Here is a 23,747-nt window from a genome sequence, read left to right on the forward strand (position 1 = left end):
ACTCCCTGCCAAAGCCCACGCAAATTTACTAATGCATTGATTAACCGGTGTTATTTTCAAATTTGCTCTACCTCCCCAAGTGAAAACAAGAATACCGTATTATGGTATACCAAATTTTGACATGCCAATCTGCCCGATGCTATACCCTCGACTCGCGACATCTGATTAACATTTGATTTACTTTTCGAGGTCCCTTATGCATCAAGACATCCGCAAGACCCTGGTTTCCACAGAAACCCTCTACGCCGACGGCGGCAAATCGGCCGGCAAACCGCTGGTGATGATCGCGGCGGCGGCGGTGATCAAAAACCCCTGGGCCGGGCAAGGCTTTGTCGAGGATTTGGCGCCAAAGATTCGAGAAATGGCGCCGGTGCTGGGCGAGCTGCTGACCGGTTTGATCCTCAAAGAAGCCGGCTCCGGCGAGCGTGTGGAAGCCTTCGGCAAAAGCGCGGTGGTGGGGCTGGGCGGCGAGTTGGAACATGCCTCGGCGCTGATCCACACGCTGCATTTCGGCAACCACTACCGTTCGGCGGTCAACGGCAAGAGCTATCTGGCGTTCAACAATACCCGCGGGCCGGCCAACGCGCCGATCCTGATCCCGATGATGGGGAAAAACGACGAAGGCAGCCGCGAGCACTACCTGACATTTCAGTTCAACATCAACGACGCGCCCTTCGACGATGAAATCGTCATCGCACTGGGCGCGGCGCTGGGGGGGCGGCCGCACCACCGCATCGGCAACCGTTATCTGGATCTGAAAGAGCTGGGCCATGATCAGAACAATCCGGCAGCTGTCTGAACCCGCTCTGCGGGTGGGGTATTTGGAGGCCGGGCGTGGCGAGCCGCTGGTATTGATCCACGGCGTAGGCATGAACGCGGAGGCCTGGTATCCCCAGCTCGATGCGCTCAGCGCGCACTTTCGGGTCATCGCCGTCGATATGCCGGGCCACGGAGAAAGCGAAGGCTTCGCCCACGCCGCGACGCTGGAGGATTACGTGCGCTGGATGGCGGCCTTCTTAAACACCCTGGGCGCGCCGAGCGCGGCGGTGGCGGGGCACTCGATGGGGGCGTTGATCACCGCCGGTCTGGCGATCGATTATCCGGAGCGGGTCAATCGCGCGGTGGTGATGAGCGGCGTGTTTCAGCGCTCAGCAAAGGCCAGCGCCGAGGTCGCGCAACGCGCCAGCGCGTTGGCCAGCGGCCAGACGCAGCTCGACTCGCCGCTGAGCCGGTGGTTTGGCGCCGATCCCGCCGAACAGGGTCTGCGCCGGCAGGTGGGCGGCTGGTTGCAACAGGTGGACGTAGCGGGTTATGCCCGCGCCTATCAGGCGTTTGCTACCGGCGATCGGGTGTATGCCCCGCGTTGGCACCTTATCCGCTGCCCGGTGTTGGTGCTGACCGGCGAGCACGACGCCAATTCCAGCCCGGAGATGGCGCGGCAAATGGCGCAGGCCGCACCGAACGGGCGCGCGGTAATCATTGAGAACGCCAAACACATGGTCAGTCTGACCGATGCGCAACGCGTCAACGCGCTGATGCTTGATTTTCTGACCTCAGAGCAACCTTTGACTTTAGGAGCAGCAAATGGACGCGGATAAACGCAGGCAGTTGCGCGACGCTTTCGGCGCCTTTATGACCGGCGTCACCATTGTGACCTCGGTAGACAAACAGGGGCGGCCGATTGGCTTCACCGCCAATTCGTTTTCGTCGGTGTCGCTGGATCCGGCGCTGCTGTTGGTGAGCATCGATAAACGTTCGGCGAATCTGGCGCATTTTACCCAGTGCAGCCATTTCGCCATCAATATTCTGGCGGAACAGCAAAAAGAGGCTTCAACCATTTTTGCGCAAAAGAACGAAGACCGCTTTGCGCTGATCGATTGGCGCTGGAGCGCGTCACGGGTGCCGCTGATCGATAACAGTTCGGCGTGGTTCGACTGCTCGCTGCATCAGGTGGTGGACGCCGGCGACCATGCCATTCTGATCGGCCAGGTCGAAGGGTTCGAGTCCAACGCCACCGCCGGTCTGGGGTATTACCGCGGCGCTTATTTCACGCCTTATCAAAACGCGCAGTCGCTGATTGGCGGGCCGCAGGTGGTGGTAAGCGCGTTGATCGAGTTTGAAGGGCACGCCGTGATGGTGCGGCAAAATGACGGCGGCTATCAACTGCCGTCCAGCGCGGTGGAGAAACGCAGCGTCAGCGAAACGTTGGGAGATTTACTGCAGCAGTTGGGCATCAACGCCCATCCGGGCTTCGTCTATTCCGTCTATGACGACCGCCAGAAGCACCAGCAACACATCGTTTTCCTGTGCGCGCTGCCGACCGACGCCGGCAGCCTGACGCCGCAGCTGGGCGCGGCGGAATGGTTCGACATGCCGACGCTGGCGCGGCTGCCGATCAAGGATCCGGCGCTGCGATCGATGCTGGGCCGGTTCGTCAAAGAAAACGCCGTGGGCAATTACGGTATCTATTATGGCGATGAGCACAGCGGTGCCATCAAGCAATTCGCCGGTTGAGGCTGAACGGGAGAGTGTGATGAAACTGTCTTTATTCGTGCATATGGAACGAACGTTACCCGACGAACCGCAGGAAAAACTCTACCAGGAGATGATCGAGCTGTGTGAAATCGCCGATCGCGGCGGCATGCACGCCATCTGGACCGGCGAGCACCACGGCATGAATTTCACCATTGCGCCGAATCCGTTCATCAATCTGGCGGACATTGCCCGGCGCACCTCCAGGGTGCGGCTCGGCACCGGCACCATCATTGCGCCGTTCAACCACCCGATCCGTCTGGCGGGCGAGGCGGCGATGACCGACATCATCACCGGCGGCAGGCTGGAGCTGGGCATCGCGCGCGGCGCCTATTCCTATGAATACGAACGGCTGATGCCCGGTTTGACCGCCTGGGATGCCGGGCAGCGCATGCGCGAGCTGATCCCGGCGGTGAAAAAACTGTGGCAGGGCGACTATGCCCATCAGGGGGAATACTGGTCGTTCCCGGCGACCACCTCGTCGCCGCTGCCGAAACAGCAGCCGCATCCGCCGATTTGGGTGGCGGCGCGCGATCCCAACAGCCACGAATTTGCGGTGCAAAACGGCTGCAACGTTCAGGTTACGCCGCTGCATCAAGGGGAAGAGGAGATCGTGCGGCTGGTGACCTGTTTCAACGAGGCGCGTGCACGCTTCGCCGCCGAGCAGCCGCTGAAGATCATGCTGTTGCAGCATGGCTACGTAGCGGAAGATGAGGCGGACGCCCGCCTGGCGGCGGAAGAGCTCAACCGTTTCTACCACTACTTCGGCGCCTGGTTCAAGAACCAGCGGCCGGTGCGGCAAGGGCTGATTCAGCCGCTGAGCGACGAAGAGATCGCCGCCAATACCTATTACTCCGCCGAGATGATGCGCACCAACCTGGCTATCGGCACCGCCAATGAGGTCATTACGCGGCTGAAAAAATATGAGGCGCTGGGGTATGACGAGTTTGCGTTGTGGATCGACAGCGGCATGAGCTTTGCGCGTAAAAAGGCCTCTCTGGAGCGGTTCATTCGCTGCGTGATGCCGGAATTTCACTGACGGAGGCGCTGATGGAATCGTTCAAACTCTACATCGATGGCCGGTTTGACGCCGGTTCGGCCACCTTCGACTCGATCAACCCGGCGAGCGGCGAACCCTGGGCGCAGGTGGCGGAAGCCCGCGCGCAGGATGTGGATCGCGCCGTTGCGGCGGCGCACCGGGCTTTCCAGGGGGCCGAGTGGCGCGATATGACCGCCGGCGCGCGCGGCAAGCTGTTGTTGCGGCTGGCCGACTTGCTGGAGCAGCACGCCCCCGAGCTGGCGCGGCTGGAAACGTTGGATACCGGCAAGATCATCCGGGAAACCCAGGCGCAGATCGCTTATGTGGCGGAATACTACCGGTACTACGCCGGCCTGGCCGACAAGATGGAAGGCAGCGTGCTGGCGATCGACAAAGCCGACATGGAAACCTGGGTACGTCGCGAACCGATCGGGGTAGTGGCGGCGATCGTGCCCTGGAACAGCCAGCTGTTTCTTGCGGCGGTGAAAATCGGCCCGGCGATCGCCGCCGGCTGCACGCTGGTGGTCAAAGCGGCGGAAACCGCGCCGGCGCCGCTGCTGGCGTTCGCCAGACTGATAGACGAGGCCGGTTTTCCACGCGGCGTATGCAATGTGATCACCGGCTTTGCCGCCGAATGCGGTGCGGTGCTGACGGCGCATCCGCAGGTAGACCACATCGCCTTTACCGGCGGCGCGGAAACCGCGAAGCACATCGTTCGCGGCAGTGCGGAAAACCTCGCCAGCACCTCGCTGGAGCTGGGCGGAAAATCGCCGTTTATCGTTTTCGATGATGCGGATCTGACCAGCGCGGCGAATGCGCAGGTGGCGGCCATTTTCGCCGCGTCGGGCCAGAGCTGCGTAGCCGGCTCGCGCCTGCTGGTGGCGGAAAGCATCAAGGACACGTTTTTGGCCCGGCTGACGGAGAAGGTGCGCAGCATCCGCATCGGGCCGCCGGATCGCCCGGACACCCAGTTCGGGCCGCTTTGCACCAGGCAGCAGCAAGAGCGGATCGCCGCCATCGTCAGCCGTTCGCTGGAGCAGGGGGCAAAACTGGTGATTGGCCACGCGGCGATCGACTCACCGGGCTTTTACTACCCGCCGACGATTGTCGATTGCAGCGCGCAACCCGACGCCGAGTGCGTGAAGCAAGAGCTGTTCGGCCCGGTGCTGTCGGTGTTGACCTTCAGGGACGAAGCGGAGGCCATTCAGCTTGCCAATGATTCTGCCTATGGCCTGGCGGCCGGCATTTTCACGCAGAACCTGACGCGCGCGCATCGGGTGACCCGTCGCCTGCGGGTGGGGGTGGTGTGGCTGAATACCTATCGAGCGGTATCGCCGCTGGCGCCGTTTGGCGGCTACGGCCAGTCGGGGTTTGGCCGCGAGGGCGGGATTGACGCCGCGCTGGAATACACCACCAGCAAAACGGTGTGGCTGCGCACCAGCGACGATCCGATAGACGATCCTTTTGTCATGCGCTGAGTCAGCGCAATCAGGCGCGATTTCAGATCGCGCCGGCAGCCCCGTTTTCATCGCATTGATACAGGCGACCGCAATGTCGCCGGGGCAGACGCACGCTTTTTTCGACCTATTCGCACGCTAACACGCTGTAAAAAATAATAATCCACGTTAACCGGGGGATATATGAACTCTCAGCCAGAGCAGACCGCGTTTATTGAAGACAAGTCGATCGATTTTGTTCCCGCCGGGGAGCGCCATGGCCATGCCCGCAGCCTGTTTACCCTGTGGTTTTGCACCAATATTGCGCCGCTGGCGGTCGTGACCGGGGCCATCTCCACACAAACGTTTCATCTCAATATTCTCTCGGCGCTGAGCGCGATTATCGCCGGCCACCTGTTCGGCGGTATTTTTCTGGCGCTGACCTCTGCCCAGGGACCACAGGTCGGAATACCGCAAATGGTGCAGAGCCGGGCGCAGTTTGGCCGCTACGGCTCGCTGTTGGTGATCGTGTTCGCCACGGTGATCTATCTGGGGTTCTTTATTTCCAACATCACGCTTTCCGGCAAGGTCATCCATAACGTCATCCCGTCATTGAACATGGGCGTGGCGACGGTGATTGGCGCGGTGTTGGCAACGTTGATCGGGGTGGTGGGCTACCGTTTCATCCATAAGATCAACAAAATCGGCGCCTGGGTGATGGGCAGCGCGCTGATTCTCGGATTGGTATTGATGTTTTCTCAACCGCTGCCGGCGGATTTTTGGCAGCGGGGATCGTTCAGCATTGCCGGTTGGTTCGCCACGTTCTGCATCGGCGCCGTCTGGCAAATCAGCTTCTCGCCCTACACGTCAGACTATTCGCGTTACCTGCCGGCGGAAGTCGGCATTGCCAAACCCTTCCTGTATACCTACCTGGGCGCCTGCAGCGGCACCATTTTGGCCTTCGTGTTCGGCGTGGTGGCGGTCAATCTGGTCGCCGGCAGCGACGATGCCATGGAGGCGGTGCGCCAGGCGACGGGAGGGCTGGGGCCGGTGTTGATGGTGCTGTTTCTGATCAACATCATCTGCCATAACTCGATGAATTTGTACGGCGCGGTGCTTTCACTCATCACTGCGGTACAAACCTTCTTACCGCAGTGGATGCCGAATGCGCGTATACGCACGCTGTTCTCGGCGCTGATTTTGCTGGGGGCGGTGTGGGTGGCGCTGGTTGCCTCGGCCAACTTCGTTCATCTGTTCCTGAACCTGATTTTTGCCTTGATTTCGGTGCTGATCCCCTGGTGCATGATCAACCTGATTGATTTTTACCTGCTTAACCGCCAACGCTATGACATTTCGGCCATTTTCAGCGCCGACGGCGGGCGCTACGGCCTGCTAAACACCCGCGCGCTCGGCGTTTATTTCGGCGGTATTGCGGTGCAGGTGCCTTTCGTCGAGAACGCATTCTTCTCCGGCCCTTACGCCAATCTGATCCCGGGCGCAGACATTTCCTGGGTGATCAGCATGGTGCTGACCGGTATCGCCTACCCATTGTGTTGTTCGCGACGGGCTAACTGGGCGGTGCAATTATAATTCTCCTGCATCCCGGCCAGCATAAAAGGCCGGTTTGAGTGATATGATAAAGTAATTTTTAGAACAGGATGTTTCTAATTTTTTAATTTATTAAATTAGATAATAATCGTATGAAATGGCTAAATGGATTTGGGCTAACTTATGATTGTTATATTAATGTTGCTGCTCATGGTGTTTTATATATCGCTAGCTTATGAGTTTAAAAGAATGAAAAAGCGAAGAATATATGCCTGCCATAAAAGGAAAAGGAGGGCGTCGGTTAGGCGATTAATCAACATGCTGTTATTCAAGTAATTTCCCGAAGTAGTTCTTACAGGAGGGAGCACGATTATTGAGATATATCTCCCTCTGGTTATTAGTTGTTTCGCTACGTTTATATTGCGTCGGGTTGGCTCCGACGCAACATCAGCCTGCGGCGAATAGCCGCTGCTGCCAATAGGCCAGTTGCGTCAATGTCATGGGCTCGGCGGCAATGATTGCGTGATTTTCCAGGGCGATTTCGCGTGCGCGTTGCAATGGCTCGGCGCTGAGGCGCTGCACGCTTTGCCGCAGCGCCTGTTGCGTTTGCGCCAGCTCGTTTGCGCCCACGTGCGCCAGCTCATGACGCATTTGCAGTAAGAATTCGTCGGTTAACTGCCGCAGCTGTTCAACGTTGAACGTTGGGGATTGCAGCGCGAACAGCAGGCCTTCGGCATCGGCGCAGCGGTGGAAGGCGCATTGCACCACGTAGCCCACGTTGCGATCCACGCGCAACCGCTGAAAATAGCGCGGCGCGTAAAGCTGGGCCAGCACGCGCAGCGCCCAACGGCCTTCGGCTTCGCCGTTCGGCAGCGGGTAAAACTGCAGCAAGGCGTGTTCGGCGCCGCTTTCCGTCAGCGTGACGGGGCGATGATGCTGATATATCGGCAGCGGCGGCTCGGCGGCCACGGGATAGGGGAAGTCGTACAGCAGGTGCGACAGCTGCCGTTTTAACTCGCCATCGCCGCCGGCTAAGGTGGCATGCCACTGCACCGCTGTTGCTGTCGGCGCGCTGAGCGCTGCGGGCAATTGGGCCAGCAGGCGACGAATGGCGATGTCGTTTTGCTCTTGCAACTGCGTATGGCGCAGGTTTCTCGCCGCCTCGTTGAGAATGGCCGACGGCAACGCCGCCAGCGCCCGGTTCACCTCGCTCAGCCCGTGGCAAAGCAGCGCGGGGCTGCCCGCCAGCTGCAGCAGCCACGCACCCTGGTGGCGTTCGAAGCTTAAATGTCCTTCCCGATGCGCCAGTTCGGCCGCCCCGGCGCGCAGCGCCGCCTGTAAGCCGTAGGCCTGTGCATCACTGAAGGGGCTGGACGGCGTCGGCCGCAGCAGCAGCACCGGCTGCGCTTCGTCGGGGCGCAGATGCCGCAGCGGCGCCAGGCCGGCAGGCAATGTCGGGGGCGGCAGCGCCGCCGAGGAGGAGAAAAAGCGGAAGGGTTCAGCCGTAGCCGTCAGCGCGGCGCCGGCGAAGGGGCCAAGCGCTAGCGGCAGCCCTTGAATTTCACGGGTTTCACCGCCGCCTTCGGGCCGCACGGCCAGGCGACGGCGCGGCGCGCTAATCAACGCCGCAATATGCCGTGGCCAATCGTCGTTCGGCTCCGCCGGCGGCAGCCCAAACGCTCTGGCACGCAGCTGGTCGAGCGGTGCCAAACGGTGGAAATCGCGATTTGCCAGCCGCTCGTAATGCGCAAGCTGGGCCGGTGTCAGCACCTGCAGCGCCTGCAGCCACGCCAGCAGGGCGCTTTCGATGCAGGCAGCCTCAGCGGCTGAACCGTGATTGACGGTAAAGGTAAAACTCAGCAGCGCGTTGTTCTCGCTGCAGCGCGAATAATCGAGCCGAACCGCATCGCACCACGCCTGAGCGCGCAGCCGGGCCAGCAGCCCGCCGGGGGCTTCGTCCAGCAGCATGCGCTCCAGCCGCCGCAGCCAGCCGCGCGAATGGGAGCGCGGCAGGGCAAACACCAGTCTCAGCTGCGGCGTGCCGGGCAGCGTCAGGGTGTAATCTTCCGCAGCGGTCAGCGGCGGTGAGCTCTCGTGCGGTGAGCCGTTGCCCGCCGGCAGCCGGCTGCCGTAGCGCTGGGCCAGCGCATGCAGCTGGGCCAGCGATTGCGGGCCTTGCAGCCACAGCGTCAGGTTTGGCGCGCGAAAATAGCGCTGATGAAACTGCCGCAGCGCCAGCTGCAACGCGGAAATATCGCTGCCGAAGGCGGCGCGGCTGCCGATATGAAAGCGATGCATTGCGTCAAGGCCGCTGAACATCTGCCGCTGCGCGGCTTCGCAGCGGGTTTCCACATCGGCGCGCAGCAGGCGATATTCAGCGTCGATGACCTCAATCTCCTGAGCGATCGCCTCGGACGCCAGCTGCGGGGCGGCGAGCATATCGCTCAGCCGCGCCAGCCCCGGCGCCAAATGGTCTGCGCTTACTTCGAAGAAGAAGGCGGTTTGCGTGGCTTGGGTGGTGGCGTTCAGCCGGCCTCCCACCGAGGCGACCCAGGCCATCAGACCATCTTGCGCGCCGTAGTTCGCGCTGCCGCGAAACAACATATGCTCCAGCAGATGCGCCAGGCCCGGCCAGGCGGTGGGCGCCTGAAAACTGCCCGCTTCAATGCGCACCAGCGCGGCGGCGCTAGCGGCGGCAGGATCGCTTATCGCCTTGACGGCCAAACCGTTGTCGAGCTGCCAGGAAGCGCCGGCGAGTGCCATCGTCAACCCTTGAAAATCAGACGAGAGTTGGTTTGATTGCGAAAACGCAGCTGATCGATACCGATCTGCGAGCGATTCGCCGCTTCCCGCGCCGCCAGAATGGTGCCGTGGTGGGGCGATTTGCCGCACACCGGGTCGGCGTTGTCGGCGTTGCCGGTCAGCATGAACGCCTGGCAGCGGCAGCCGCCGTAGTCTTGCTCTTTCTCCGAGCAGGAACGGCACGGCTCCGGCATCCAGTCATAGCCGCGATAGCGGTTAAACCCGAACGAGTGGTACCAGATATGCTGCAGATCGTGCTCCAGCACCGACGGGAAGGCGATCGGTAACTGACGGGCGCTGTGACAGGGTAACGCCATGCCTTCCGGCGTCACGCTCATGAAGATGGCGCCCCAGCCGCCCATGCAGCCTTTGGGGCGCTCCTCGTAGTAGTCCGGCGTGACGAACAGCAGGTTGGCCAGCTTGCCGTCGGTGACCATGCGTTCGCGGTAGCGTTTCACCACCGCTTCCGCGTCGGCGATCTGCTCGCGGGTCGGCAGCAGGCCCTCGCGGTTGAGGTGCGCCCAGCCGTAGAACTGGCAGGTCGCCAGCTCGACGTCGTCGGCGTCCAGCTGGATCGCCAGTTCGATAATGCGGTCGATCTGGCCGATATTATGGCGATGCAGCACGAAGTTGAGCACCATCGGATAGCCGAGCGCCTTGACCGCCTTAGCCATGGCCAGCTTCTGCTGAAACGCCTTGGCGGAGCCCGCCAGCGCGGCGTTCAGCGTTTCATCGCTGGCCTGAAAACTGATCTGGATATGATCCAGCCCGGCGTCGGCGAAGGTCTGCAGCTTCTTCTCGGTCAGGCCGATGCCGGAGGTGATCAGGTTGGTGTAAAAGCCGAGCGCGCGCGCGGCGGCGATCAGCTCGGGCAGGTCTTTACGCACCAGCGGCTCGCCGCCGGAAAAACCGAGCTGCACACTGCCCATCGCCCGCGCCTGGCGAAACACCTCGATCCACTGCGCGGTGGTCAGCTCTTTTTCCTGCGCGGCGAAATCGAGCGGGTTGGAGCAATACGGACACTGCAGCGGGCAGCGGTAGGTCAGCTCCGCCAGCAGCCAGAGCGGCGGGTTCACCGCCGGCGCGCGAGCTTCAGTCACGGAAGGTCACCCATTTTTGTTCGTAGGCGCGCTGGAAAAACTCCAGCACGTCTTCCGCCAGCCCTTCGGCGCCGGGGAAGCGGGCGTTCAACTGGGCGATGATGCCGTTCAGCGTGGTGTGGCCGTCGACCAGCTGCAAGATGGCGGCGGCGCTGTCGTTCAGCTTGGCCATGCCTTCCGGGTAGAGGATCACGTGGCTGTTTTGCACTTGCTCCCATTGCAGGCGGTAGCCGCGACGGAAGACGGGGGTGTGTTCAGGGTTCAGCGTCATTACACCAGCCTCTGGTTGTGCCATACCCGCGCGGTGGTCACGCTGTGGTAAGGCGGGCGGTTCAGGGTATAGGCCATGCTCATGGCGTCCAGCATGCTCCACAGAATGTCCAGCTTGAACTGCAGGATCTCCAGCATGCGCTGCTGTTTTTCTACGGTGTCGCAATAGTCCAGCGCCAGCGCCAGGCCGTGTTCCACATCGCGGTTGGCCTGGCCGAGGCGGCTGCGGAAATAGTCGTAGCCGGCGGCGTCGATCCACGGGTAGTGCTGCGGCCAGCTGTCGAGGCGCGATTGGTGGATTTGCGGCGCGAACAGTTCGGTCAGCGAGCTGCAGGCCGCTTCCTGCCAGCAGGCGCGGCGCGTGAAATTGACGTAGGCGTCCACCGCGAAGCGCACGCCCGGCAGCACCAATTCTTCAGAGAGCAGGGCGTCGCGCTGCAGCCCGACGGCTTCGCCCAGGCGCAGCCAGGCTTCGATGCCGCCTTCACTGCCGCCGTAGCCATCGTGATCCAGGATGCGCTGCACCCATTTGCGGCGGGTTTCCGGCTGTGGGCAGTTGGCCATGATCGCCGCGTCTTTGATCGGAATGCTGGTCTGGTAGTAGAACCGGTTGGCCACCCAGCCCTGGATCTGTTCGCGGGTCGCTTCGCCGTTGTGCATCGCGATGTGGTACGGGTGGTGAATATGGTAATAAGCGCCTTTGGCGCGCAGCGCCGCTTCAAATACCGGCGGAGTCAGGGGCAGTGGTTGCGTCATGGCGGTTCCCTACAGTTCGATATTCATGCCGTCCCAGCTCACTTCAATGCCGGCGGCGGTCAGGCTTTGCCGCTCTACCGAGTCTTCATTGAGGATAGGGTTGGTATTGTTAATGTGGATCAGGATTTTGCGCCTGGCGGGCAAGGTGGCGAGCAGGGCCGCCAGCCCGTGTTCTTCCGCCAGCGCCAGATGCCCCATGTCCTTGCCGGTATTGCGGCCCACGCCGGCGTTGGCCAGCTCGTTGTCGCGCCACAGCGTGCCGTCGATCAGCAGGCAGTCCGCGCGGCGCAGCCACGGCAGCAGCGCCTCGTCCGGCTCACCCAGGCCCGGCGCGTACAGCAGCCCGACCCCGCGCGCGGTATCTTCGATAAACAGCGCCACGTTGTGGCCCGGCAGCGGGCGATCGCGGAACGGCGAATAGGGCGGCGCGTTGCTGAGCAGCGGAATGGCGGTAAAGCGCACGTTCGGGCAGACCATCGTGCGGAACGGCTCGCCGGGCGTCAGCGGGTGGTGAATCAGGCCGCCGTTCCAGTGTGAGAGCATGGGAAACACCGGGAAACCGGTGCTGAGATCGTCATGCACTTCAGGGGTGCACCAGACGTGATGCGGGCAGCCCTCGCGCAAATTGAGCAAGCCCGCGCTGTGATCGATCTGGCTGTCGGTCAACACGATCGCGCCGATGCCGGTGCCGCGCAGCACCTCGGGATTATTCAATTCGGGCGAGGCCAGCAACTGATGGCAAATGTCCGGGGAAACGTTGCACAGCACCCAGTTTTTACCGTCGTCGCTGACGGCGATGGAGGACTGCGTGCGGCGCGTGGCGCTGATGCTGTGGTCGCGAACGCCCCGACAGTTGTCGCAGTTGCAATTCCACTGGGGAAAGCCGCCGCCCGCCGCCGAGCCGAGAACTTTTATCTGCATGTCTAAACCAGAAAAGAAGGAAAGAAATGCCCGCGCGAAAGGCGGGCAGACGGGCGATTAACGGTTGGAAATGTACAGCGTCACTTCCAGCCCCAGACGCAGATCAACAAACTCAGGTTTAGTCCAGGTAGTCATAGCGGTGCTCCTTTGCATGCATCGTAATAAGTCGAACCCAATGAGAAACGTTCGCATTCGGCCGGCCCAATGTTGGCGAAATGTGACGGAGATCGCAACCTTTAAAGCGTAACCGGGTTATTCACCCCAGGCGGCGGTGAGCGCGTTCAGCCAGTTGCGCCAGGTCAGCTTCTCCAGCAACCGGTTATCGAACCCGGCCTGCGCCAGCGCTTGCGTCAGGCGCGGCAGGCCAGCGGCGTCCTCCAGCGGTTGCGGTACGTTGACCCCGTCAAAATCAGAGCCAAATCCCACGCGATCTTCACCAAGTTTAGCGATCAAATACTCAACGTGTTTAACAATTTCTGTTAAGCCGGTTGTTGCACTGTCACGTTTACCGTCCGCACGCAGGAAGGCGGTGCCGAAATTGACGCCGACCATCCCGCCGCTCTGGGCGATGGCGCCCAGCTGTGCGTCGGTCAGGTTGCGCGGCTGGGGGCAGAGGGCGTGGGCGTTGGAGTGGGTGGCGACCAGCGGCGCGTTGCTCAGCGCGGCGGTTTGCCAGAAGGTTTTCTCGTTCATGTGCGAGACGTCGATCATGATGCGGCGGCGGTTGCAGGCGCGGATCAGCGCCTCGCCGGCCGGCGTCAGGCCGGGGCCGGTATCGGGTGAGCCCGGGAACGGCCCGCTGACGCCGGTGCCGAAGGCGTTCGGCAGATTCCAGAATGGCCCGATGCTGCGCACGCCCAGCCGGTAGAAGGCCTCCAGCTGCGTCAGCTCCGCGTCGATCATGCCGGCGCCTTCGATATGCAGCACCGCGGCAATTTGCCGGTTGAGGCGGCACTGTTCTATCTCGGTGGCGGTGCGGCAGATGCGCAGCCGCCCCTGAGAAGCCTGTTCCAACTGCTGCAGGATGGCGATCTGCCGTTCGGCGATCGCCAGCGGATCGAAGGTGGCCTGCGCCTCGTCCTGCGTTTGGTTGCGCATCTGGGCGATATAGCTGACCGGGGGAATAAATACCGCGAACAGTCCGCCGAAAAATCCGCCGCGCCGCATGCGGGAGAAATCGAGGTGGCCCGGCGTGACGCGGGAATAGAAGGCGGCGGCTGGATCGTCGTCGTGCTGCAGCCACAGGTTGAGCAGCAGGTCGTTATGGCCGTCGAATACCGGCCAGAGAGGGGGAAGCGTCATGAGCGTTTCACTGAGTCAGGCATCGTGAACGCTATGTTCTCCCATCGCGCGAGGGGGAACAACCCCCCGCAGCGGGGAGATTCTGAATGCAGTGGACATACGGAGATTAACCTGAACGAAATTATTTTCGGCCAGTGGCCAAGGAAGTTTAAACGTGCGAATCAGCGTTGATTAGGCCAATTAAATTGATGATTCTGTAATATTTTAGACATTGATTCTTGAATCAAATTTTATTTATGGCAATATCGTCATCGCGTGTGTGTTGGGCGCGATTCCTACCCTAACTAACTGTTTTAAAATGAATTTATCCACCATCAATATAATAACTGTTAGTTATTTTTAATGTGATAATTAAATGTTCACAGTGTATTAAGCGTTGTTCCTTGCTTCATTTTTATACCGAAGGATTTTTCATGACCAAAAGACTACTCCTCTGCGCCTCACTGGCGAGCGCATTATTGTTAAGCGGGTGTGCAAGCATCCCCCTCGCAACAGATCAAGAATCAGCGCACGCTAAAAGCTTCCCGGCGCTGGATGAAAACAAAGCGGGCCTCTATATTTATCGTGACAGCTTTGTCGGCAAGGCGCTGAAGAAAGATGTTTATCTTGACGGCAAATGCGTGGGGAAGACCGCGGATAAAACGTTTTTCTATACCCAGGTTGACGGCGGACAACAGCATAAAATCTCTACCGAATCTGAATTTTCTCCTAACGATCTTTCCATCTATACCGAAGCGGGGAAGAATTACTTCGTAAGACAATACATTAAGATGGGTGTATTCGTCGGTGGTGCCGGTCTGAGTCAATCGACAGAAGACGAAGGCAAACGTGTTATTTCTAAAGCTGCGGTAAAACTTGCCAAGGGCGGCCATTGCGATAACTAATGCGCAGTGACCGTGGAGTTTCAGGGATATTCCTCCTGAAATTCCCATTATCTGTTTAAACCTTCGCTGTTTACTTTACGATTATGAACGGAGTGACGATGTCACTCCGTTTTTCTTTAACGACAAACGCCCAACACCAATTGCCGCAGCCAGCGGTGATCCGCCTCGGCGTCCAGGCGCGGGTGCCACATTTGCGACACGGTGATAGGCGGCGTTTTCACCGGCAGCTCGAAGACGCGCAGCGGGCCGTCGGCCGGTTGAGCGTGCAGGAAGGAGGCGGGCAACAGCGCCAGCAGATTCGAGGCCTGCGCCACCGCCAGCGCGGCCGGAAAACTCGGCACCACGGCGGCAATCTGGCGCGTCAGCCCCAGCTCCGCCAGCGCGGCGTCTACCGGCCCGAGAATGCGCCCGCTGCGCGAGGCCACCACGTGGCCGCAGGCGGCGTAGTCGGCGGCGCCGATCTCCGGCTGCTGCGCAAGCGGGTGCGAGGTTCTCATCACGCCGACGAAGCGATCGCGAAACAGCGCCTGCAGGCGGATTTCCGGGCCCATGTCACCCAGCACGCCTATCTCCAGATCGACCAGCCCTTCACGCAGCGGGCGGTCGCTTTTCTCCGGCTTGGGCGCAAAGCGCAGCCGCACCCGCGGCGCCTGTTCGGCAGCGGCGGCGATCAGCGCCGGGCCGAAGGCTTCGACGAAGCCGTCGTTGGCGCGCAGCGTGAAGGTACGATCCAGTTCGGCGGGATCTAATGCTCCCTGCGCCGGGCGCAGCAGCGCACGGGCTTCAAATGCCGTATTTCGCGTCCGCTCGCGCAGCGTTTCGGCATAGGGCGTAAGCACCATATGACGGCCGGCGCGCACGAGCAGGGGATCTCCGGTGGCCGCGCGCAGCCGGTTGAGGGTGCGGCTCATCGCCGAAGCGCTTAAACCGAGACGCCGCGCCGCGCCGACGACGCTGCCCGCCGTCAGCAGCGCATCGAGCGCGATCAACAGGTTGAAATCAGGGTCGGTCATGCGTGCGTATCCTGTGGCGCTGGAATGAGAGAAGGCGTTTGATGCAGTATATCAGCGTAAACGCTGCGTCTCCTGCGATCTGATGAGCAATAAAAAAGCCGATAACGCAAGTTATCGGCTTGAGTGGCACACTGCGCGGCGTTACGCCGGCAGCTGCTGCGCGGTTTTCTCGACCAGCGCCAGCAACAGCTTGATGTCTTCCAGCGTCACGATCGGGTTCAGCAGCGTCATCTTCAGGCAGGTTACGCCATCGAACTCGGTCACGCCGACGTTGGCGCGGCCCGATTCCAGCAGGGCGTCGCCGATGCGCTGGTTGAACAGCGCGACGGCCGCGTCGCCGTTCGCCGCCAGCTGCGCCGGACGGTAGCGGAACAGCACGCTGGCCAGCTGCGGCTGCATCACCAGTTCCAGCGATTCCTGATCGGCGATGTAACGCGCCACCTGCTGCGCCAGCGTCACGCCATGATCGATGATCTCGGCGTATTGCTTCTGCCCCAGCGCTTCCAGCCCCATCCACAGCTTCAACGCATCGAAGCGGCGGGTGGTCTGCAGCGATTTGGACACCAGGTTCGGAACGCCTTGCGCTTCGTCGAACTCGGAGTTCAGGTAGGCCGCCTGATAGCGCATCAGCTCATAGTGGCGCTCGTCTTTCAGCAAGAAGGCCCCGCAGCTGATGGTCTGGAAGAACTGCTTGTGGAAGTCCAGGGTAATGGAGTCCACCAGTTCCAGGCCGTCCAGGTAGTCGCGGTACTGCTCGGAAAGCAGCAGCGCGCCGCCCCAGGCCGCATCCACGTGTACCCAAATCTGCTGCTGCGCCGCCAGCCGCGCGATGTCGCGCAGCGGGTCAATGGCACCGGCGTCGGTGGTGCCGGCGGTGGCGACAATCGCCATCACCTGCTCGCCGTTGGCCTTGGCCTGTGCCAGTTTTTCCGCCAGGTCGTTCACGTCCATACGGGCGAAGCGATCGGTTTTCACCAGGGTGACGGACTGATAGCCGAGGCCCATCAGCGCCATGTTCTTCTGCACCGAGAAGTGGGCGTTTTCAGAACAGAACACCTTCAGCTTGCGCAGATCGCCCACCAGGCCGTCCTGCTGCACGGAGTGGCCCTGACGCGCGAAGAACGCATCGCGCGCCAGCATCAGCCCCATCAGGTTGCTCTGGGTGCCGCCGCTGGTGAACACCCCGGCGTCGCCAGGCTGGTAACCGACCTGGGCACGCAGCCACTCGATCAGCTTCATTTCGATCAGCGTGGCCGACGGGCTTTGATCCCAGGAATCCATGCTCTGGTTGGTGGCGTTGATCAGCACTTCGGCGGCCTGGCTAATTACCAGGCTCGGGCAGTGCAGGTGCGCCACGCACTGCGGGTGGTGCACCGACAGGCTGTCTTTCAAAAAGTACTCGATGGCGCGATCGATCGCCGCCTGGTTGCCCAGGCCTTGCGGGGTGAAGTCGAGCTTGATGCGCTCGCGCAGTTCGGCCACGCTTTTGCCCTGATACATCTCGGGCTGTTGCAGCCACTGCACGACGGCTTCACTGCTCTGCGCGATCGCCTGGCGGTAAGCCTCGGCGCTGTGCGCCGAGGAAGCCAGAATCGGGTTTAACTTGGACATCGCGGTCATTCGCTCCAATCAGACTGGCTTGACGCCGGCGGCCAACAGCGCCTGCTCAAATTTATCGAGGAAAATACCCAGCTCATCGTTGGTGATCAGCAGGGAAGGCAGCAGACGCAGCACGCAGCCATTGCGCCCGCCGCGCTCCAGGATCAGACCGGATTCGAAGCACTTTTTCTGCAGCAACGCGGACAGCTCGCCATCGGCCGGGTAGCAGCCCATGTGATCCTGCGCTTCGTTCGGCTTGACGATCTCGATGCCGATCATCAGGCCCAGGCCGCGGACGTGACCGATCACCGGATACCGTTTCTGCAGCTCGGCCAGTTTGCCTTTCAGCCATTCGCCCTGCGCGGCCACTTTGTCGGCGACCTGGTGCTCTTTCAGGTATTGCAGGGTGGTCAGGCCGGTGGCCATCGCCAGCTGGTTGCCGCGGAAGGTGCCGGTGTGGTGACCCGGTTCCCAGGCGTCGAACTCTTTCTTGATGCCCAGCACCGCGAGCGGCAAGCCGCCGCCGACCGCTTTCGACATCACGATGATGTCCGGCTCGATGCCCGCGTGTTCGAAGGCGAACAGCTTGCCCGTACGGGCGAAACCGGCCTGAACTTCGTCGATGATCAGCAGAATGCCATGCTCCTGCGTCACTTTGCGGATGCGCTGCAGCCACTCGGCCGGCGCCGGGTTAACGCCGCCTTCGCCCTGAACGGCTTCCAGGATCACCGCCGCCGGTTTGCGCACGCCGCTTTCCACGTCGTTGATCAGGTTGTCGAAGTAGTAGGTCAGCGCCTTGACGCCGGCTTCGCCGCCGATGCCCAGCGGGCAGCGGTATTCATGCGGGTAAGGCATGAACTGCACTTCCGGCATCATGCCGTTGATCGCCGCCTTCGGCGACAGGTTGCCGGTGACCGACAGCGCGCCGTGGGTCATGCCGTGATAGCCGCCGGAGAAGCTGATCACGCCAGAACGGCCGGTGTGCTTTTTCGCCAGCTTCAGCGCGGCTTCCACCGCATCGGCGCCGGACGGGCCGCAGAACTGCAGGCAATATTCTTTGCCTTCGCCCGGCAACAGAGAGAGCAGGTAATCGGAGAAACGATCTTTTAACGGGGTCGTGAGATCGAGAGTATGTAACGGCAAGCCGCTGGTAATGACATTTTGGATGCTTTGCAGGACGTCGGGGTGATTATGTCCAAGAGCCAACGTTCCCGCCCCGGCCAGGCAATCAAGATATTGATTATTCTCAACATCAGTGATCCAAACGCCCTGGGCTTTCGCAATTGCCAACGGCAATTTGCGCGGATAACTCCTAACATTCGACTCAAATTCGGCTTGGCGCGCCAAATAGGTTTCATTGTTTCCGTTTAATGAGTTTGCAACTAAAGTATCAATACGGACTTTATCCGTCATCATATCTCTCCTACAACCGAAGGTCTCAAGACGCAACGATTGAATTAATGAATTAGAAAAGTAACTGCCTTGTGAAAAGCGCGACCAATATATGGCTTTTTCGCCTGGGACTCAATAGCCGATTTTGTTTTGAATTGTTTAGTTTTTTCTTAGGCTCATCAATATGTTGTTGATTTGTTGACCGTTGGTTTTGCCGGCAAAAAACAACATTTCTTTAACATTGCGTAAAAATGCTTTTCTGCTTTCCTTTGGCTGCTTCTTTAATGCATTTATTATTAAGGTGAATTTCCGATTAATAACATAAATAGAAAATAGCGGCTTATTTTCATCTATTCACCACCTTAAGTCCTAAAGCGGTTATATACACAAAATTTGTGATGAATATAAGCAGCCGAGCGTTAAAAGCGCAGTATCCAGAGCGGTGATTTCTTGCAGATTTTACGTAGCGCGATCAAAAAAGCGGGATTTTTGTGCGGCCGCCGGCGTGTCTGCCGGCGCCGCGGTCATTAACGTTGCCGTAACCAGGCGTGGTAACGCTGCAGGATACGGCGGGTACGCCACTGATCGACGACCAGCGTGAACAGCGGCGAGTAGCGCACATTGCGCGGCCGATCGTCACTCAACGCGCGCATCCGGCGCTTGACCAACGCCATGCGGGCGAGCGACGCCATCACCTTGCTGCGCCAGGTGATCGGGGCAGGCAGCGCATGGGGGGCCGCACCGGTTTGCCAGCGCCGCGGCAGATCGGGCACTTCCGCCATGGCGGTAGCGATGCCGACGACCGCGACGCCGCTGTCCAGCACCCGCTGCGCCACCGACGGGCGGGCGATGCCGCCGGTGGTCATCACCGGCATGCGCGCGACGGCGGCAAGATCGCGGGCGAAGGACAGAAAATAGGCTTCTCGCGCCAGGGTGCGGCCGTCCGCCGTTTCGCCTTGCATCGCCGGGCTTTCGTAGCTGCCGCCCGACAGTTCGATCAGATCGACCGGCAGATCGTTCAGCATCAGCACCACCTGGCGGGCATCGTCCGATGAAAAACCGCCGCGCTGAAAATCGGCGGAGTTCAGTTTGACCGCCACGCAAAAGCCCGGCGAGACGCGCTCGCGCACCGCACGCACCACCTCCAGCAGCAGGCGGGCGCGGTTCGCCAACTCGCCGCCCCAACGATCGTTGCGTTGGTTGGTCAGCGGTGAGAGAAACTGGGAAAGCAGATAGCCGTGCGCCGCGTGGATCTCCACGCCGGTAAAACCGGCCCGTTCGGCGGCGTGCGCGCTGGCGGCGAAGCGCGCGATAACCTCGGCGATCTGCGCTTCATCCATCGCCTGCGGCTGGGCGAACAGCTTGCTGTGCTTGCCCATCGCCAGCGGGATGGCGGAGGGCGCCCATGCGTTGCCGCCCATGTTCGCCATCACCTGCCGGCCCGGGTGGTTAAGCTGCATCCACACCTGCGCGCCACCCTGGCGTGCGGCTTTGGCCCAGGTTTCGAACGGGGCGAGCGGCGTGTCTTGTTCCAGCACCACGCCGCCGGGGCCGGTCATGGCGCGGCCGTCGATCATCACGTTACCGGTGATAATCAAGCCGGCGCCGCCTTCGGCCCAATAGCGGTATAAGCGCCACAGCGCCGGGCCGGGCAGTTGGCCCGGGGCGGCCAGATTTTCTTCCATCGCCGCCTTGGCCAGACGGTTGGTCAGGCGGCTGCCGTTGGGCAGTGTCAGTGGGGTAAACATCGGTTTTGCGCTCCTGTCGTAAGGGGAATGGCGCTATACTAAGTTTAAAGTTAACTTTAAGGTCAATAGGGCATGAAGATCGGAGAATTGGCGCAGCGCGCCGGCGTGGCTGCCTCGGCGATACGCTACTACGAGCAGCTGGGGTTGCTGCCGAAACCGGTGCGTGGCGTCAACGGCTATCGGGTCTACAGCGATAGCGCGCTGGAGCGATTGCACCTGATCCAAATCGGCCAAAATCTGGGTTTTTCGCTGCAGGCGATCCAACGGGTGCTGGCGCTGCAGGGCAGCGCTTATCAGGATGGGTTGATACGCGGCGTCGATGAACGGCTGGCGGAGATCGAGCTGATGATGGCCACGCTGAATGAACAACGAGAAACCTTGTTGACGACCCGGCTGACCTTATTGGAGTCCGGTGTCGCCGGCCTGTGTCAAGCCAAGGGCGAAAAACAGGCCGACGCATCGCCGGCCCGGCCGGCAAAGCTTAGCGGCGTTTAAAGGCGGAACGCCCGGCATACACCGCCGAGGCGCCCAACTGATCTTCGATGCGCATCAGCTGATTGTATTTTTCGATGCGCTCGCCGCGGCTCGGCGCGCCGGTTTTCAGATGGCCGGCTCGCATCGCGACCGTCATGTCGGCGATAAAGCTGTCGACGGTTTCACCGCTGCGGTGCGAGATAAAGGTGCCCCAGCCGTTCGCCTGGCAGAGCTGTACGGCGGCGAAGGTTTCGCTCAGCGTGCCGATCTGGTTCAGCTTGATCAGCGCCGCATTGGCCAACCGTTCATCAATCCCGCGCTGGATGTATTTCACGTTGGTGACGAACAGATCGTCGCCGACCAGCTCCACCTGGTCGCCCAGGGCGTCGCTCAGAATACGCCAGCCGGCCCCGTCGTCCTCGGCCAAGCCGTCTTCAATCAGCACGATGGGGAAATCCTGCACCAGCCGTTGGTAATAGGCCGTCATCTGGGCTGCGTCCAACTCGAGGTTCTCGCTGCGCAGGCGGTACTTGCCGTCGGCGTAGAATTCGCTCGAGGCCGGATCCATGCAGATCGCGATATCTTCTCCCGGCCGGTAGCCGGCTTTCTCTATCGCCTGCACGATCAGCTCGAGCGGCTGGCGGTTTGAAGCGACCGCCGGCGCAAAACCGCCTTCGTCACCGACGCCGACCGACAGGCCTTTTTCCAACAGGATTTGGCGCAGCGCCTGATAAACTTCACTGCCCCAGCGCACGGCCTCGCGCAACGACGGTGCGCCCAGGGGGGCTATCATAAACTCCTGAAAGTCCGCCCCTTGCCAGCGGGCGTGCACGCCGCCGTTGATGATATTCATGCAGGGCACCGGCAGCAGATTGGCGCCGATGCCGCCCAGATAACGATACAGCGGCAGCTGCGACAATTGCGCCGCGAGGCGGGCGGCGGCCAGAGACACGCCGAGCAGGGCGTTGGCCCCCAATCGGCTTTTGTTCTCGCTGCCGTCCAGCGCGATCAGCCGGCGGTCTATCTCCGCCTGTTGGCGCACATCCACTCCGCGCAACGCCTCGTTGATCGCCGTTTTGACGCTGTGCACCGCCTCCAGTACGCCTTTGCCGCCGAAACGGCGCGGATCGCCGTCGCGGTGCTCCACCGCCTCGCGCGATCCGGTGCTGGCTCCCGAAGGCACCGAAGCCCGGGCCACGACGCCCGTCGCGCTCATGTCGACTTCGACGGTCGGGTTGCCGCGCGAATCCAGGATCTCTCTGGCGGTTACGCTTTCAATCTCATAGCTCATGGGGGTGTCACCTCGTTCTAGGGAGTGGGAACGTGTTTTATCAGCACGTCGATGGATAAATGGTTGATGAATTCGAAACCGAAGGAGGCAAAGACGCCAAACGGACGGTTCTGATGGCCGAGCAACAAAAGATCGACGCCTTCACGGGCAATCAGGGCTTCGACGTCTTTGAAGCGATGGATGCTGACGATTGCGCGCACCTCCAGGGGGATTGAGCAGTCTTCCACCAGGCGGCTGAGCATGGCTTTGGCGGCGATCACCTCGCTGGACTGGCGATCTTTGGTTTGCGCATCGCTGAGGTAGTCCAGCTCGGCATAGTCGGCGCTGATGTGCGCCACGGTAATGCGCGTATTCATCTGCTGATTGAGGCGTTCGGCATGGCGCAACAGCAGCCGGCCGTCGCGTTCATCCTGTACCAGCAGTAAAGCATGTTGATAGAGCGGCATGACTTATCTCCCTGCGTTAGCGATCTGGAGGGTTAACCACGGTAAAACCTCTTTTTTTCGGCTCGTCATACCGGGCAGCGATACCTGACGAATGCCGAGCACCCGGTTCGACGAGAAATACAGGGTGGAGCGGCGGCGGGTGATATCGGTGACCAATAGTGCAGCCATCTCCAGCCCGGCTTCCTGCTTCGCTTGTTCAAGCGCCTGTTGCAGTGCGGGCAACAGCGGATCGATGTCGCTCATGGCCCGCACTTCTATCTGCGACAGCAGCAGCGAGACGCTATGGATGCGGTAATCCTTGGCGTCGCGGTGCAGCAACTGCGCGGCGGATTGCCCCGAGAGATCGGTTTTGGCGGCTAGCAGCCCGGCGGTGAAGGCGTCATAGTCGACGTGAGAGATTGCGCGTAACCGGGTGACCGCCAGCCGATCCTGTTCCGTGGTGGTTGGCGCACTGAGCGCGACGGTATCGCTCAGGATGGCGCCCAGCAGCAGCGTGGCCTGGGCGGCGTTAAGTGGCATTGGCTTTTCTGTCGTCAGGATCTGCAGGATCACGGTGGCGCAACAGCCGACGGCGCGCACCCAGACATCGGGCGGGTTGCGGGTGACTAACGTGCCCAGCCGGTGATGGTCGATAACGCCGACCACGTCGCTGTCGAGCAATGAGGCCGGGCCTTGTTCGATATCGGTAAAGTCGACCAGCCAGACTTTGCGGTCACGAAGATCGCCTTTCAGCAGCGCAGGCGCCTGTACGCCGGCGGCAGCCAGTATGTAGCGGGTTTCCGGCGTCAGGTCGCCGAGGCGGAAAGCCACGGCCGGTTTGCCGAGGTGATTGAGCCAGTCCGCGACCACCAGCGCGCTGCAGATGCTGTCGCTGTCGGGATTTTTATGGCCGAAAACGTACAGGGGCATTTCCCGCGCGACGGCATCGGGCTGGAACGGAAAAGGGGTAAGACGTGAGATTTCATTCATAGCGACTCCTGACATACCTGCCTAAAAAATAAAGCGAAGTTGTATATCAGGCGTCATCATCCGGTTCGAGTGAACGCGGCGGTTGGGAAAGGTGGAACACCATCACCTTGTGAACGACTGTAGCGCAGCGCGGGGGTAAACGCAACGGCCGGCAAAGCTGGCGAGAATGCGCAATCGGATTGATACTGAGTGAGTCTATGATGGACAAGGATATTTGTCGCTGAC

The 23,747-nt window shown here is 61.0% G+C and carries 22 protein-coding genes and 1 riboswitch; of the genes, 8 read left to right on the forward strand and 14 right to left on the reverse strand.

Annotated elements, in window-relative coordinates; translation table 11 throughout:
- Positions 1–196: 196 nt before the first annotated feature.
- The 6 genes from SSARUM_RS11620 to SSARUM_RS11645 all read left to right on the forward strand — a co-directional run bounded on the left by SSARUM_RS11620 (position 197) and on the right by SSARUM_RS11645 (position 6,597).
- Positions 197–799: an amino acid synthesis family protein gene (locus SSARUM_RS11620; RefSeq protein ID WP_033648297.1), complete on the forward strand. Its 603-nt coding sequence runs from the start codon at positions 197–199 to the stop codon at positions 797–799.
- The gene (locus tag SSARUM_RS11625) at positions 771–1,598 is read left to right on the forward strand and encodes an alpha/beta fold hydrolase (protein ID WP_033648298.1); all 828 of its coding nucleotides are present in this window, start codon (positions 771–773) and stop codon (positions 1,596–1,598) included. Before SSARUM_RS11620 ends, SSARUM_RS11625 begins: the two co-directional genes overlap by 29 nt.
- A complete protein-coding gene (locus SSARUM_RS11630) occupies positions 1,585–2,514 on the forward strand; it encodes a flavin reductase family protein (RefSeq protein ID WP_039566161.1) in 930 nt (309 codons plus the stop codon). Before SSARUM_RS11625 ends, SSARUM_RS11630 begins: the two co-directional genes overlap by 14 nt.
- Before the next feature lie 19 nt (positions 2,515–2,533).
- Entirely contained in the window at positions 2,534–3,571 is a 1,038-nt protein-coding gene (locus tag SSARUM_RS11635) for an LLM class flavin-dependent oxidoreductase (protein WP_033648300.1), read from the forward strand.
- 11 nt (positions 3,572–3,582) lie between these two features.
- Positions 3,583–5,049, forward strand: a complete 1,467-nt coding sequence (locus SSARUM_RS11640) for an aldehyde dehydrogenase (protein WP_047567503.1) — start codon at positions 3,583–3,585, stop codon at positions 5,047–5,049.
- Between the two features lie 162 nt (positions 5,050–5,211).
- Positions 5,212–6,597, forward strand: a complete 1,386-nt coding sequence (locus tag SSARUM_RS11645) for a purine-cytosine permease family protein (RefSeq protein WP_033648302.1) — start codon at positions 5,212–5,214, stop codon at positions 6,595–6,597.
- A 405-nt stretch (positions 6,598–7,002) separates the two neighbouring features.
- Here SSARUM_RS11645 and pqqF read toward each other — a convergent pair whose 3' ends face one another.
- From pqqF to SSARUM_RS11680, 7 genes are all read right to left on the reverse strand, one after another.
- Complete coding sequence (gene pqqF, locus SSARUM_RS11650) at positions 7,003–9,318, reverse strand: pyrroloquinoline quinone biosynthesis protein PqqF (RefSeq protein WP_060430063.1); 2,316 nt, start codon at positions 9,316–9,318, stop codon at positions 7,003–7,005.
- Between the two features lie 2 nt (positions 9,319–9,320).
- Complete coding sequence (pqqE, locus tag SSARUM_RS11655) at positions 9,321–10,457, reverse strand: pyrroloquinoline quinone biosynthesis protein PqqE (protein WP_060428092.1); 1,137 nt, start codon at positions 10,455–10,457, stop codon at positions 9,321–9,323.
- Entirely contained in the window at positions 10,450–10,728 is a 279-nt protein-coding gene (gene pqqD / locus SSARUM_RS11660) for a pyrroloquinoline quinone biosynthesis peptide chaperone PqqD (RefSeq protein WP_039566152.1), read from the reverse strand. The genes pqqE and pqqD overlap by 8 nt, the downstream gene beginning before the upstream one ends.
- Positions 10,728–11,483 carry a pyrroloquinoline-quinone synthase PqqC gene (pqqC, locus tag SSARUM_RS11665; protein ID WP_060430064.1) on the reverse strand — a complete coding sequence of 252 codons (756 nt, stop codon included), beginning with the start codon at positions 11,481–11,483 and terminating at the stop codon, positions 10,728–10,730. Before pqqC ends, pqqD begins: the two co-directional genes overlap by 1 nt.
- A gap of 9 nt (positions 11,484–11,492) precedes the next feature.
- Positions 11,493–12,404 (reverse strand): pyrroloquinoline quinone biosynthesis protein PqqB, encoded by a 912-nt coding sequence (gene pqqB / locus SSARUM_RS11670; protein ID WP_039566147.1) that lies wholly within the window; start codon positions 12,402–12,404, stop codon positions 11,493–11,495.
- A gap of 57 nt (positions 12,405–12,461) precedes the next feature.
- Entirely contained in the window at positions 12,462–12,539 is a 78-nt protein-coding gene (pqqA, locus tag SSARUM_RS11675) for a pyrroloquinoline quinone precursor peptide PqqA (RefSeq protein WP_004937827.1), read from the reverse strand.
- A 117-nt stretch (positions 12,540–12,656) separates the two neighbouring features.
- A complete protein-coding gene (locus SSARUM_RS11680) occupies positions 12,657–13,706 on the reverse strand; it encodes a dipeptidase (protein WP_060428090.1) in 1,050 nt (349 codons plus the stop codon).
- Positions 13,707–14,119: 413 nt separating this feature from the next.
- On the opposite strand from SSARUM_RS11680, the gene SSARUM_RS11685 reads away from it, so the two are divergent.
- Positions 14,120–14,590, forward strand: coding sequence for a DUF2846 domain-containing protein (locus tag SSARUM_RS11685; protein ID WP_060430066.1), 471 nt, complete (start codon positions 14,120–14,122; stop codon positions 14,588–14,590).
- Between the two features lie 116 nt (positions 14,591–14,706).
- On the opposite strand, the gene SSARUM_RS11690 is transcribed toward SSARUM_RS11685, so the two are convergent.
- From SSARUM_RS11690 to SSARUM_RS11705, 4 genes are all read right to left on the reverse strand, one after another.
- Positions 14,707–15,603: a LysR family transcriptional regulator gene (locus SSARUM_RS11690; protein ID WP_060430068.1), complete on the reverse strand. Its 897-nt coding sequence runs from the start codon at positions 15,601–15,603 to the stop codon at positions 14,707–14,709.
- 141 nt (positions 15,604–15,744) lie between these two features.
- Entirely contained in the window at positions 15,745–17,214 is a 1,470-nt protein-coding gene (locus tag SSARUM_RS11695) for a pyridoxal phosphate-dependent decarboxylase family protein (protein ID WP_033638493.1), read from the reverse strand.
- Positions 17,215–17,232: 18 nt separating this feature from the next.
- On the reverse strand, positions 17,233–18,615 hold the full coding sequence (locus tag SSARUM_RS11700; protein ID WP_072010260.1) for a diaminobutyrate--2-oxoglutarate transaminase: 1,383 nt from the start codon (positions 18,613–18,615) through the stop codon (positions 17,233–17,235).
- Positions 18,616–19,121: 506 nt separating this feature from the next.
- A complete protein-coding gene (locus tag SSARUM_RS11705) occupies positions 19,122–20,342 on the reverse strand; it encodes an NADH:flavin oxidoreductase/NADH oxidase family protein (protein ID WP_049212154.1) in 1,221 nt (406 codons plus the stop codon).
- 72 nt (positions 20,343–20,414) lie between these two features.
- Here SSARUM_RS11705 and SSARUM_RS11710 point away from each other — a divergent pair, with 72 nt between their 5' ends.
- Positions 20,415–20,837 (forward strand): MerR family transcriptional regulator, encoded by a 423-nt coding sequence (locus SSARUM_RS11710; protein ID WP_048321571.1) that lies wholly within the window; start codon positions 20,415–20,417, stop codon positions 20,835–20,837.
- Here SSARUM_RS11710 and eno read toward each other — a convergent pair.
- Genes eno through SSARUM_RS11725 form a run of 3 tightly spaced genes read right to left on the reverse strand, consistent with a single transcriptional unit; the run spans position 20,824 to position 23,522 of the window.
- A complete protein-coding gene (gene eno / locus SSARUM_RS11715; RefSeq protein ID WP_060430071.1) occupies positions 20,824–22,107 on the reverse strand; it encodes a phosphopyruvate hydratase in 1,284 nt (427 codons plus the stop codon). The two genes, SSARUM_RS11710 and eno, sit on opposite strands and share 14 nt — an antisense overlap.
- Positions 22,108–22,124: 17 nt before the next feature.
- Positions 22,125–22,553 (reverse strand): adenine nucleotide alpha hydrolase family protein, encoded by a 429-nt coding sequence (locus SSARUM_RS11720; protein ID WP_033648314.1) that lies wholly within the window; start codon positions 22,551–22,553, stop codon positions 22,125–22,127.
- Between the two features lie 3 nt (positions 22,554–22,556).
- A complete protein-coding gene (locus SSARUM_RS11725; protein WP_033648315.1) occupies positions 22,557–23,522 on the reverse strand; it encodes a DHHA2 domain-containing protein in 966 nt (321 codons plus the stop codon).
- 40 nt (positions 23,523–23,562) lie between these two features.
- Positions 23,563–23,638: riboswitch (Fluoride riboswitch) on the reverse strand.
- Between the last annotated feature and the right edge of the window lie 109 nt (positions 23,639–23,747).

Origin of the sequence: Serratia sarumanii, assembly GCF_029962605.1 — a bacterium.
Lineage (GTDB): Bacteria > Pseudomonadota > Gammaproteobacteria > Enterobacterales > Enterobacteriaceae > Serratia > Serratia sarumanii.

Coding starts and splice junctions, on each gene's coding strand:
- SSARUM_RS11620 (WP_033648297.1), top strand. CDS start 197: ATGCATCAAGACATCCGCAAGACCCTGGTTTCCACAGAAACCCTCTAC.
- SSARUM_RS11625 (WP_033648298.1), top strand. CDS start 771: ATGATCAGAACAATCCGGCAGCTGTCTGAACCCGCTCTGCGGGTGGGG.
- SSARUM_RS11630 (WP_039566161.1), top strand. CDS start 1,585: ATGGACGCGGATAAACGCAGGCAGTTGCGCGACGCTTTCGGCGCCTTT.
- SSARUM_RS11635 (WP_033648300.1), top strand. CDS start 2,534: ATGAAACTGTCTTTATTCGTGCATATGGAACGAACGTTACCCGACGAA.
- SSARUM_RS11640 (WP_047567503.1), top strand. CDS start 3,583: ATGGAATCGTTCAAACTCTACATCGATGGCCGGTTTGACGCCGGTTCG.
- SSARUM_RS11645 (WP_033648302.1), top strand. CDS start 5,212: ATGAACTCTCAGCCAGAGCAGACCGCGTTTATTGAAGACAAGTCGATC.
- pqqF (WP_060430063.1), bottom strand. CDS start 9,318: ATGGCACTCGCCGGCGCTTCCTGGCAGCTCGACAACGGTTTGGCCGTC.
- pqqD (WP_039566152.1), bottom strand. CDS start 10,728: ATGACGCTGAACCCTGAACACACCCCCGTCTTCCGTCGCGGCTACCGC.
- pqqC (WP_060430064.1), bottom strand. CDS start 11,483: ATGACGCAACCACTGCCCCTGACTCCGCCGGTATTTGAAGCGGCGCTG.
- pqqB (WP_039566147.1), bottom strand. CDS start 12,404: ATGCAGATAAAAGTTCTCGGCTCGGCGGCGGGCGGCGGCTTTCCCCAG.
- pqqA (WP_004937827.1), bottom strand. CDS start 12,539: ATGACTACCTGGACTAAACCTGAGTTTGTTGATCTGCGTCTGGGGCTG.
- SSARUM_RS11680 (WP_060428090.1), bottom strand. CDS start 13,706: ATGACGCTTCCCCCTCTCTGGCCGGTATTCGACGGCCATAACGACCTG.
- SSARUM_RS11685 (WP_060430066.1), top strand. CDS start 14,120: ATGACCAAAAGACTACTCCTCTGCGCCTCACTGGCGAGCGCATTATTG.
- SSARUM_RS11690 (WP_060430068.1), bottom strand. CDS start 15,603: ATGACCGACCCTGATTTCAACCTGTTGATCGCGCTCGATGCGCTGCTG.
- SSARUM_RS11695 (WP_033638493.1), bottom strand. CDS start 17,214: ATGTCCAAGTTAAACCCGATTCTGGCTTCCTCGGCGCACAGCGCCGAG.
- SSARUM_RS11700 (WP_072010260.1), bottom strand. CDS start 18,615: ATGACGGATAAAGTCCGTATTGATACTTTAGTTGCAAACTCATTAAAC.
- SSARUM_RS11705 (WP_049212154.1), bottom strand. CDS start 20,342: ATGTTTACCCCACTGACACTGCCCAACGGCAGCCGCCTGACCAACCGT.
- SSARUM_RS11710 (WP_048321571.1), top strand. CDS start 20,415: ATGAAGATCGGAGAATTGGCGCAGCGCGCCGGCGTGGCTGCCTCGGCG.
- eno (WP_060430071.1), bottom strand. CDS start 22,107: ATGAGCTATGAGATTGAAAGCGTAACCGCCAGAGAGATCCTGGATTCG.
- SSARUM_RS11720 (WP_033648314.1), bottom strand. CDS start 22,553: ATGCCGCTCTATCAACATGCTTTACTGCTGGTACAGGATGAACGCGAC.
- SSARUM_RS11725 (WP_033648315.1), bottom strand. CDS start 23,522: ATGAATGAAATCTCACGTCTTACCCCTTTTCCGTTCCAGCCCGATGCC.